General features: G+C 66.5%; 4 protein-coding genes. All 4 read right to left on the bottom strand.

Going from position 1 to position 3530, the window contains the following annotated elements; all coding sequences use genetic code 11:
* Window positions 1–1348 (bottom strand): polyribonucleotide nucleotidyltransferase (gene pnp, locus ACQKDV_RS18805; protein WP_427785759.1); only part of this gene is annotated, 1348 nt, incomplete at its 3' end.
* 150 nt (window positions 1349–1498) lie between these two features.
* Window positions 1499–1759, bottom strand: a complete 261-nt coding sequence (gene rpsO, locus ACQKDV_RS18800; protein ID WP_005417886.1) for a 30S ribosomal protein S15 — start codon at window positions 1757–1759, stop codon at window positions 1499–1501.
* Window positions 1760–1933: 174 nt separating this feature from the next.
* Window positions 1934–2842 (bottom strand): tRNA pseudouridine(55) synthase TruB, encoded by a 909-nt coding sequence (truB, locus tag ACQKDV_RS18795; RefSeq protein ID WP_427785758.1) that lies wholly within the window; start codon window positions 2840–2842, stop codon window positions 1934–1936.
* Between the two features lie 65 nt (window positions 2843–2907).
* A complete protein-coding gene (gene rbfA / locus ACQKDV_RS18790; protein ID WP_019660575.1) occupies window positions 2908–3291 on the bottom strand; it encodes a 30S ribosome-binding factor RbfA in 384 nt (127 codons plus the stop codon).
* Window positions 3292–3530 lie beyond the last annotated feature (239 nt).

The following is a 3530-nucleotide window of genomic DNA, read 5'->3' as shown; positions in this document are numbered from 1 at the left end:
GCTGCCCGACCGTAACGAGACCGGCACCTTCCTGGTGGCTGCGGCGATGACCGGCCGCCGAGACGACGCGGATGGTGTACGGGAAGGATTCCAGCGACGGCATGACAGCCAGCACGCCGCGCTTGGCCAGGCGCCCGTGGCCGATTTCGCGGCGCTTCGGGCCCATCATGCGGCCGCACTCACCCACCGAGAACGGAGGGAAGTTGTAGTGGAACAGGAAGTTTTCCTTGTACTCACCGGCAACGGCGTCGATGACCTGGCCGTCACGGGCGGTGCCCAGGGTGATGGTCACGATGGCCTGGGTTTCGCCGCGGGTGAACAGCGAGGAGCCGTGGGTACGCGGCAGGACGCCGGTCTTCACGGCGATCGGGCGGACGGTGTCCAGCGCACGGCCGTCGATACGGACCTTGGTATCCAGCACCGAGTCACGCATGGTGCGGTATTCCAGCTCGCCGAATTCCTTCGACAGCTCGGCCGGGTTCCAGCCCTCGGCAGCCACGCGGCCAGCCAGGGATTCAACCACGTCCTTCTTGATCGCCGAGATGGCGTCGCGGCGCTGCAGCTTGTCGCGCACCTGGAAGGCTTCGCCCAGACGCGGGCCGATGGCTTCCTTCAGCGCGCCGATCAGCACGTCGTTCTTGGCCGGGGCTTCCCAGGTCGACGGCTTGGTGCCGGCTTCGACGGTCAGCTCGTTGATCGCGTTGATGACCTTCTGCATTTCGCGGTGACCGAAGGTCACGGCGCCCAGCATCACTTCTTCGGACAGCAGCGCGGCTTCGGATTCAACCATCAGCACGGCATTGGCGGTACCAGCGACGACCAGTTCCAGCTGCGAGTCAGCCAGTTCGCTGACGGTCGGGTTGAGGATGTACTCGCCGTTCTTGTAACCGACCTTGGCAGCGCCGATCGGGCCCATGAACGGGGTGCCGGCCAGCGACAGGGCAGCCGAGGCACCGATCAGGGCAGCGATGTCGCCATCGATGTCCGGATTGAGCGACATGACCGTGGCGATGATCTGCACTTCGTTCTTGTAGTCTTCCGGGAACAGCGGGCGGATCGGACGGTCGATCAGACGCGAGATCAGGGTTTCCTTCTCGGTCGCACGGCCTTCACGCTTGAAGAAACCACCCGGGATACGGCCGCCGGCGTAGAACTTTTCCTGATAATCGACGGTCAGCGGGAAGAAGTCCTGGCCTTCGCGCGCGCTCTTGGCGGCGACGGCGGTGACCAGCAGTACGGTGTCGTCCATCTTGACGATGACGGCACCGCTGGCCTGGCGGGCGACTTCGCCGGTCTCAAGCGTGACGGTGTGCTTGCCGTACTGGAAGGTTTTGGTGATTTTTGCCACGGAGGGTGTCCTTGGGGATGCTGTCTGCGAATTTGGACCGTCGGCGACCCTTGCCGCCAGCGGGTGGCCGGATCGTTCCGGCCTGAATCGGGATTTCGGTACTACAAAACAAAACCGCGGCGCATCGCTGCGCCGCGGGGGATTCGTTGCTTAGCGACGCAGGCCAAGCTTCTCGATCAGGGCCTTGTAACGCTCGACGTCCTTCTTCTTCAGGTAGTCGAGCAGGCTGCGACGGCGGTTGACCATCTGCAGCAGGCCGCGGCGGCTGTGGTGGTCCTTCTTGTGGGTCTTGAAGTGGCCGGTCAGCAGTTCGATGCGGGCGGTCAGCAGGGCAACCTGGACTTCCGGGGAGCCGGTGTCAGCGGCGCTGCGCTTGTTGTCTTCAATGACCTTCTGGGTGTCGATCGACATGTTCTTTTTTCTCTGTGATGCGTGGCCGGCAGGAACGCGCTTCGCGCACCGCCAGGCTCGCCGTGGACTACGAGGATGAAGCCTGCGCGAGGCAGGCTGCCGGAAAACGGCCGCGAAATTGTAACGGCCAGGGGCTTCGGGAACAAGGACCGGGGCTGAACCGGCCGGCCCCGGTCAGAGGTTGAACCGGCGCTGCGGGGCCAGCAGACCACTGTCGTCGACCTGCCCCAGGCCATGGACAGCAGCGTCCGGACCGTACACCGCCACCAGGCCGCGCGGCCAGGCTGCATCGCGCTGGCGCTGGCCGACACAGAAGCGGTGGGCCTGCTCGGCGTCCAGGTCGACCCGCGGGTATTCAGCCAGGCCGGCCGCCAGTGGCAGCAGCAACGCGTCCATACCCGCCTCGTCACCGGCCTCGGCCATCGCCCGCAGCTGGTCAAGGGTGACCATGGCCGGGGCGCGGAACGGTTCGACCCACAGCCGGCGCAGGGCACTGATGTGGGCACCACAGCCCAGCGCCTCGCCGAGGTCGCGGGCCAGGCTGCGGATGTAGGTGCCCGAGCCACAGGTCACCCGCAGGCGCAGACGGTCGGCCTGCTGCTCAAGCACCTCGATGGCGTGCACCTGCACCTCGCGCTCGGGCGCCTCGATGGCTTCACCGCGGCGCGCCTTCACGTACAGCGGCTCCCCGCCCTGCTTGAGCGCCGAATAGATCGGTGCGCGCTGCAGGATGCTGCCGGTCAGCGGCACCAGCGCGGCCTGCAGGGTCTCGGCGTTGATCGCCGGGACCGGGCGCTGCAGCAGCACCTGGCCTTCGGAATCGTCGGTGTCGGTGGTCTGGCCGAGCTGGATCTGCGCGTCATAGGCCTTGGCCGAGCCCAGCAGCAGGCCGGCGATCTTGGTCGCCTCGCCGAAGCAGAGCGGCAGCAGGCCGGTGGCCAGCGGGTCGAGGCTGCCGGTATGGCCGCCCTTGTCGGCACGGAACAGGCGGCGCGCCACCTGCAGAGCGGCGTTGGAGCTCATGCCGGTCGACTTGTCGAGCAGCAGGATGCCATCCAGGCGGCGGAACTGAATTCGGGTCATGGCGTTGATGTCGGCGGATGCCGCCGGTAGCGCCGGGCCATGCCCGGCGTGCGCGCGATGCGCGGTTATTCTTCGTCGCTCTCGCGACGCTTCTCCGCGGCCAGCGTATCGGGCAGGTCGCGCAGGAGGTTGTCGATGTGCTCACCACGGTCGACCGAGTCGTCGTAGTGGAAATGCAGCTCCGGCACGTGCCGCAGCTTCATCGCCCGGGCCAGGTCCATGCGCAGGCGGTAGCCCAGCTCCTTCAGGCCGGCCACGGCTTCGGCAGAACGTTCCGGCATCAGCGCGGTGACGAACACCTTGGCATGGGCCATGTCGCGGGTGATTTCCACGTCGGACACGCTCACCGAGGGCAACCCGTGCTCGCGCACGGCGTTGTGCACCAGGGTGCCGAGTTCACGGCGCAGCTGGGCGGAGACACGGTCTGTTCGATGGAAAGTCTTGGGCACGAGGAGCTCTTGATTCTGTTGTCGCCCGACCCACGGTCGGGCGCTACCTTTTAAGCGGAATCCGACCCACGGTCGGGCGCTACATCTACATGGTACCCGACCGTGGGTCGGGTACCCCATCACGGTAGGGCCCGACCGTTGGTCGAGCCACCACACGGCATTACAGGGTGCGCGGCACTTCGATTAACCAGGCAGACAGCGCGGCCGGGTCAGCGCCACGACCATTGCAGGCCGACGCT

The organism is Stenotrophomonas sp. NPDC077659, assembly GCF_050268705.1.
Taxonomy (GTDB): Bacteria; Pseudomonadota; Gammaproteobacteria; order Xanthomonadales; family Xanthomonadaceae; genus Stenotrophomonas.
This window is presented reverse-complemented; position numbering and strand designations above follow the sequence as displayed.

Bases quoted from the DNA above. Each gene is read 5' to 3' on its own strand.
- rpsO (WP_005417886.1), bottom strand. From the start codon at position 1,759: ATGTCGATCGACACCCAGAAGGTCATTGAAGACAACAAGCGCAGCGCC.
- truB (WP_427785758.1), bottom strand. From the start codon at position 2,842: ATGACCCGAATTCAGTTCCGCCGCCTGGATGGCATCCTGCTGCTCGAC.